The organism is Herbinix hemicellulosilytica (genome assembly GCF_002904165.1).
GTDB classification, from domain to species: domain Bacteria; phylum Bacillota; class Clostridia; order Lachnospirales; family Lachnospiraceae; genus Mobilitalea; species Mobilitalea hemicellulosilytica.
Window position 1 is genome coordinate 43,456 of sequence record NZ_CVTD020000006.1, and the last position, 6,246, is coordinate 49,701.

Annotated in this window: 3 protein-coding genes; all 3 read left to right on the plus strand. The window is 35.6% G+C overall.

The window, feature by feature from the left end:
- Window positions 1-190: 190 nt before the first annotated feature.
- The 3 genes from HHT355_RS00760 to HHT355_RS00770 all read left to right on the plus strand — a co-directional run bounded on the left by HHT355_RS00760 (window position 191) and on the right by HHT355_RS00770 (window position 6,018).
- Complete coding sequence (locus HHT355_RS00760; RefSeq protein ID WP_103201553.1) at window positions 191-1,051, plus strand: cell wall hydrolase; 861 nt, start codon at window positions 191-193, stop codon at window positions 1,049-1,051.
- Between the two features lie 421 nt (window positions 1,052-1,472).
- Complete coding sequence (gene thrC, locus HHT355_RS00765; protein ID WP_103201554.1) at window positions 1,473-2,963, plus strand: threonine synthase; 1,491 nt, start codon at window positions 1,473-1,475, stop codon at window positions 2,961-2,963.
- Window positions 2,964-3,390: 427 nt separating this feature from the next.
- On the plus strand, window positions 3,391-6,018 hold the full coding sequence (locus tag HHT355_RS00770) for an Ig-like domain-containing protein (protein WP_103201555.1): 2,628 nt from the start codon (window positions 3,391-3,393) through the stop codon (window positions 6,016-6,018).
- Window positions 6,019-6,246: the final 228 nt, after the last annotated feature.

Sequence of the window (6,246 nt, forward strand, 5' to 3'; positions counted from 1 at the left end):
TGAAATAAAATAGAAAGTTGTTCAAAATAACTATTATATACAAAATATGTAAGCACTATATAGTAGTAACTAACGAAATTTTCGATTTCTTATTGACACTGAATTTTATCAAACATATAATGCAGCTTAGCATTAGAGATAATGCCAATTTATGGTAATAATAAGATAAAGGAGAAAGAGGATAACTGTTATGACTATCATAAATACATTTCTTCAAAGGAAAAAGCTGCGAGAAAATGCTCATGGCATATACATGGTATTTGCAGCTTATGCTTTGTCAGTCCTTTTGCTGGTTATCGGATCTGATGCTTTATATAACATCAAATCCAGGGCAGACGGTGTTAAAGCATCTTCCAATGAAGAAAATCAAGCAATTGAATTTATTAATTCAAATGAAACTATAATTTTAGAGGAGGATAATTACCGGGTAGAATACAGAACCGATTACCTGCAAAAATACCATCAAAGTTACAGACAAAAAAATGAAGAGAAATACACAAAGGTTTTATCGGACGATACCAACTGGCTTCTTGGTTTAGCTATGAATGATGAAGAATATGACCGTCTGCTTAATCACATGAAAAACCATGAAATTTTAAACCCGGAAGATGAGCAGACCATCGAAAGCTTTTCGGTTGAAACAGACATAAATACACCTGCAATCTCGGTTACTGAGGAAGAGGTGACAATGCTTGAAAGAATAGTCGAAGCCGAAGCAACCGGTGAAGACATTATCGGCAAAATACTGGTCGCCAATGTCGTTTTAAACCGTTTGGCAGACGAAAATTTCCCCGATACGATAAAAGAAGTAATATTCCAAAAGGTAGGAGATGATTATCAGTTTTCTCCCGTCGCGGATAAAAGGTATTGGAAAGTTAAAGTTTCAAAAGAAACAAAAGAAGCCGTTCAAAGAGCTTTAAACGGTGAAGATTATTCTCAGGGTGCTTTATATTTTATGTCAAGAAAACTTGCCAAAAAAAGCAGCATAAAATGGTTTGACAATAATTTAAAGTGGCTCTTTAAGCACGGCTCTCATGAATTTTACAAATAGCTTGAGAAGCAATTTAAGGTTATAGTAAATTAAAAAATAATTACAGTACTGGAAACTGAAAACAAGATATGATATAATCCGCCCTAAAAGGGCGGATTATTTTCGTTTCTAAAAGACAGATTAACTGACCGGGCTTATAAGGTGGGATATTACAATCCCTAAAATACAGAACTTTTCTTGAACTAAAAAAAGAAAGAATATTTTTAAATTTATAATGTGTTGCTATTGTAATCTTACTTATTGAATAATTATCTTTTTAAAAGGTCTTATTAATTTAACTGTATACGGTAATTATATTGTACTAATAATCGAAAATTTTTAAGTGATAATAATTTTAATTAAAATGGCGGTTTTATTTGCCGGGGCAGGCAAATCTATCCGTCTTAAAGCAATAAATCATCAATAAAGGGGACTTTGGATTATGAATCTGATGTATCACAGTACAAGAAACAAAAGTATAAAAGTAACCGCATCCCAGGCAATTCTTCAGGGATTGTCACCGGACGGAGGCTTGTTTGTTCCTGAAACAATACCACAATTATCAAAGTCTGTCGAAGAGTTGGCAGGGATGAATTATCGTGAACTTGCTTATGAAGTCTTAAGTAAATTCTTAACCGATTACAGCGAAGAGGAATTAAAGGATTGCATAAATAAGGCGTATGACGATAAATTTGATACGCCGGAAATAGCCCCGCTTAAAAAGGTAGGCAAAATGAACTATCTTGAACTCTTTCATGGTGCGACAATAGCATTTAAGGACATGGCCCTTTCAATATTACCTCACTTGCTCACAAAAGCAGCCAGGAAGAATAATATAAATGATGATATTGTAATCCTTACGGCAACATCAGGGGATACGGGTAAAGCTGCTTTGGCCGGTTTTGCCGATGTTAAAGGGACAAAGATTATTGTTTTTTATCCCAAGGACGGTGTAAGCAGGGTACAGGAAAAGCAAATGGTCACACAAAAAGGCGACAATACCTATGTTATAGGTATAAAGGGTAATTTTGACGATGCACAGACAGGGGTAAAAAAGATATTTAACGACACCGATTTAAAAGAAAAAATGGAGAAGGCGGGTTACCGTTTCTCATCGGCCAATTCCATTAATATAGGCCGTTTGGTTCCTCAGATCGTGTATTACATTTATGCTTATATGGAAATTTACAAAAGAAATGAATTAAAAAGCGGGGAAAAGATCAATTTTGTTGTTCCTACGGGGAATTTCGGAAATATCCTTGCGGCTTATTATGCAAAAAAAATGGGCCTTCCTATAGATAAACTGATTTGTGCTTCCAATGACAACAAAGTACTTTATGACTTTTTCAGTACGGGAGTATATGACCGAAACAGGGAATTCTTCCTGACAATTTCGCCTTCAATGGACATTTTGGTTTCAAGTAATTTGGAACGCTTGATTTATCATATATCAGGCGAGGATACACAAAAGACCGCAGAATTGATGCAGGCACTGAATAACGGCGGAAGATATGAAATATCAACCGATATGAGAACTAATCTGAAGGATTTCTGCGGTGGTTATGCAACAATTGAGGAAACTAAAAAGGCAATTTATGAAGTATATAAAGAAACAGGTTATGTTATGGATACACATACGGCTGTGGCTGCGGCCGTGTATGAAAAATATTTTAAAAATGACATAGACCCGGCAATGACGGTAATAGTGTCTACAGCCAGCCCTTATAAGTTTTCTGAAAGTGTGCTGGAAGCTTTAGGAATAGAAAACATACCTGAGGATGATTATGAACAGGCCAAACTGCTTAGAGAAGTTTCTAAAGTGCCTATACCGGGTGCCGTGGAAGAGCTGAATAACGCGAAGATAAGGCATACAAGGGTGTGTAAAGTGGGCGAAATGAAAGCCCAGGTGGAGAATATTTTAAAAATAATCTAATTATGACAAATGCCTGACATAAATTTGACACATACACAGTGCATTATATAGACATAGTCAAGAGCGCAGGAACCTTATGGTAAATCCCGTGCCGGCAGATAAAGTCACATCCTATTCTAAACTGCTTTGGGATATGCCTTAAGGGGAATGTAAAGAGGGGTAATCCCTGAAGTCGATTTGACTACAATATAATCATCTGACTCGGATTATAACGGTAAAGGGACCGGGTTAAACTGGTAAAATATCCAATATCAGAGAGAAAAGACTTGACCTTTAATACCTTTATTGTTATAATCATCTTGTTGTTGGAATGATTATATTGATGCGTTACTTTGCTGAATTTACGTGGGTTGTAGACTTTGTGAATCAGTAAGGCAACGCAAAAATATAATATCAAAATCATATATTTTAAGGAGGAAGTAAGAATATGAAGACAAAGTTCTTTAAGAAGTTGTCTTTCGTTCTTGCTGTAGCAATGGTACTTTCAGTACTGTATCCTGCTGCAGGAGCTTTCGCTGCTAAGAAGCCGAAACTCAATGCTACAAGCAAGTATCTGCATCTTGATGTAGAAGGCAAGAACGAGTATGACTTCAACATCTCCAACAAACAAAAAGGTTGGAAATATGATTGGGAATCTGCTGACGAAGATGTTGTAGTTGTTGACAACAAGGGTGTAGTTACTGCAACCGGCGTTGGCAAAACAAAAGTTACTGTTTATATCACCGACAAAGACGGTGAGGAAGTTGCTAAGCTTTCCGCAAAAGTAACCGTAAGAGACAACATCAAAGAAGTTAAGATCTCTAACCCTCCTGAGGGTAAGCTTGAAGTTGGTCAGGAATATGACTTCAACAGAAGCTTTGTAACCGTTTCAGGAAGCACAAAGAAGACTTCTGCCATCACCAGATGGACAGTAGAGCCTTCAGATACTGCTACAATCGATGACAAAGGCGTATTCAAGGCTACTAAGGCTGGTAAATATACTATCACTGCTCGTTCATTCCAGTCCAAAGAGAAATATGAGTACTGGTTATCAGACAACGAGGCTTACAAAGATTATGTATTGGCTACTGACAGTGTAGAGGTAACAGTAGCTGCTTCCATGGTAGAGGCTAAGCAATATGATTTGTCTAAAGTAAACGTATTATTTACTTCACCTATGACTGAAGAAGAAGTAAAGAATAATATCTATGTTCACTATATGATTGGTGATGTTGCTGTCAAAGAACAAGAAATTAAGTCTGTTAAAATATCAGATGATGGTATGACCGCAACAGTTGAAATTTATGATACTTTTGTTCCTAAAGTAACATATAAAGTTACTTATACTGATATGGAGCCTGTTAGCTTTATAGCAGCTACAGCAAATCCAGAAGATGTCAAAGGTATTGATATTACAACATCAAAAGTTACGGTATTTGAGCCTACTCGCATTAAATACAATCTTATTAATGAAAATGGCGTAATTATTAACCAGCCTGTTGATGTTAATAATTTAGGTGTTAGAGTGACTTTTGAATCCTCTAATGAATTAACATCTTTATATAATGATGAGTTAACTATCTTTAATAAAGGTGATGTAACTACTGTTAAAGCTACTTATCATACTTACGAATGGGTAGATGGTCAAGAGATAGTTTATACAGATACTCAAGCCATCGTTGGCGTAGAAGAAGCTGATGTACTTCCTAAGGGTATATTAGCATGGACTATTGTTAAGCATGGTGAGACTCCTAAATATGATAAAGTTAATCACTTTATTGCTGCAGAAGATAACGATCGTGTATTAAATGTAAAAATTGAGTTATCTGATGGAAGCAAAATAAGTAGTCATGATGACAATTTAATTAAGTTAACATCTTCAGATTCATCAGTTCTCTTCGTGGATGAGACAGGATATTTAGTTCCTGTTAAAGAAGGAAAAGTAAGAGTGACTGTTGAATATGATAATAAGTATGTTGGATCCTTTGAAGTTACTGTAAGTGCCAAGAGAAAAGCGGCTAGAATGGTTGTAGAAGATGCTGTATATTCATTATCAAATTATGATGAGCATCCTTCATGGTCAGATAAAGTTACTGTAAATGCTTATTTAAAAGATCAATATGGTTATGATTTTGAATATGAGCCTGATTTAAGGATTAGAGCTTTATCTCAAAAAGCAATAGACCGTGATGGAAAAGAAGAAAAGGTTATTGGTGGTAATAGCTACACATTTGATCCTAAAGGTGAAGCAGAAGGTAGATATCAATATTTAGTTTATGATGCTGCATATCCTACAATCACTGCTCAAGTAACATTTGATGTTAAGGCACCTAACAGTGAGGCAGTAACTTGGAAGGTCGAAATTAGTGGTGCATATAAAGATGGTAAGATTGATACAGTTGTAAAGGCTCCAGAAGATGCAAATAAGAAATTTAGTATTCAGTTAATGGGTTATGCCAAGAATGGTGTAAAGGTAGGTCCTGAAGATTTATCTGAATACAATGTAACTATAAAAGATAATAAGGGTAAAGAACTTAAGGATAAGGCACCTGAAGCAATAACAGATGATAATTCAATCTATAATGCAACATATAATGCAACATGGACTGCAGCGACAGGAAGTGCAATAAGTACAAAGATCGAAAATGCAACATGGACTGCAGCGACAGGAAGTGCAATAGGTACAAAGATCGAAAAGCTTGAAAATGGTCAGTATACAGTTGAAATTATTGATAAAAATAAGACTGTGAAAGGTCGCGCTGTATTTACAGTTGTAGATACTCAGAAACTTCCTGAGCTTGAAATTAAAGGATTTAGATCTGCAAATACAGATGGAGATCAGGCGTTTGCTGATGCGTTTACAGTTAAACTTAATGGTTCAGCTGTAAGTGCTGAAAGGTTAGCTCCTCAATTCAAGAGAACTCAGGTACCTACAAGAGCATACGCAGATAAAGTATTAGTAACTGAGTATATTAAAGATGCTGATGGAAATGAAACAACCTTATACATTGTTCATGAATTGAAGGTAGGATACTATATTACAGTTCCTGTAGATTTTGCTAGTTATGTTGATTAAAAGTTATACTCAGTAAAAAAAGCTGTCAGACTAAGAAAAAATGATGGCTTATGAAACTACAAAACCCAGGCTTGAAAAACCTGGGTTTTGTGTTAAAAGGCTCTTTGTCAAGTGTTGGGGTATGATGTATTTGAAACATGCTAAATTACTTGGCTTAGAGCCTTTTTAACATTTATATCTAAAACACCTATTTTTGAGCATGACAAATAAACCTCGTGCCAGTCATAT

Coding starts and splice junctions, on each gene's coding strand:
- HHT355_RS00760 (WP_103201553.1), top strand. CDS start 191: ATGACTATCATAAATACATTTCTTCAAAGGAAAAAGCTGCGAGAAAAT.
- thrC (WP_103201554.1), top strand. CDS start 1,473: ATGAATCTGATGTATCACAGTACAAGAAACAAAAGTATAAAAGTAACC.
- HHT355_RS00770 (WP_103201555.1), top strand. CDS start 3,391: ATGAAGACAAAGTTCTTTAAGAAGTTGTCTTTCGTTCTTGCTGTAGCA.